The sequence below is a fragment of the Paenibacillus polysaccharolyticus genome (assembly GCF_023714295.1).
Classification (GTDB): Bacteria; Bacillota; Bacilli; order Paenibacillales; family Paenibacillaceae; genus Paenibacillus; species Paenibacillus polysaccharolyticus_A.
The window spans coordinates 1-460 of sequence record NZ_JAMAUN010000039.1 but is presented as its reverse complement, the minus strand read 5'-3'; the positions used below and the strand labels follow the sequence as shown (position 1 = coordinate 460).

Sequence of the window (460 nt, the reverse complement as noted above, 5' to 3'; positions counted from 1 at the left end):
CTCGTCACACCTGTCTGCCGCAAGCCTCTGCCATCAACAGCGGATCACACTTCCGTCCACTGGCGCAGCAGGTTGTGATACATGTTGAGCAGGGAGAGGACCTCTTCTCCGTCGCCAAAGCGGGCCTTCAGAGACTGGATGGTGCGGTCCAGGTCGTAAAGCATCGCACGCTGCTTATCGTCGCGGACCATCGACTGGATCCACAGGAAAGAGGCCTGGCGGACGCCGCGGGTGACCGGGGTGACGCAGTGCAGGCTGCTGGCGGGATAGAGCACCAGATGCCCGGCCGGGAGCTTCACCCGATGTTGGCCATAGGTGTCTTCAATCACCAGTTCGCCACCCTCATAGCTCTCCGGATCGCAAAGGAACAGCGTCGCTGACAGATCAGTGCGCATCCAGCCCGCCTCGCCGTTCTGGCGAACGGCGCCATCGACGTGAAAACCATAGGTCTCCCCTGGCC

General features: G+C 62.0%; 1 protein-coding gene. It reads right to left on the bottom strand.

Features of this window, described 5'->3' with window-relative positions; translation table 11 throughout:
- Window positions 1–44: 44 nt before the first annotated feature.
- The coding region (locus tag M3629_RS28065) for a Fe2+-dependent dioxygenase (RefSeq protein WP_251512178.1) at window positions 45–460 on the bottom strand (416 nt) is incomplete at its 5' end.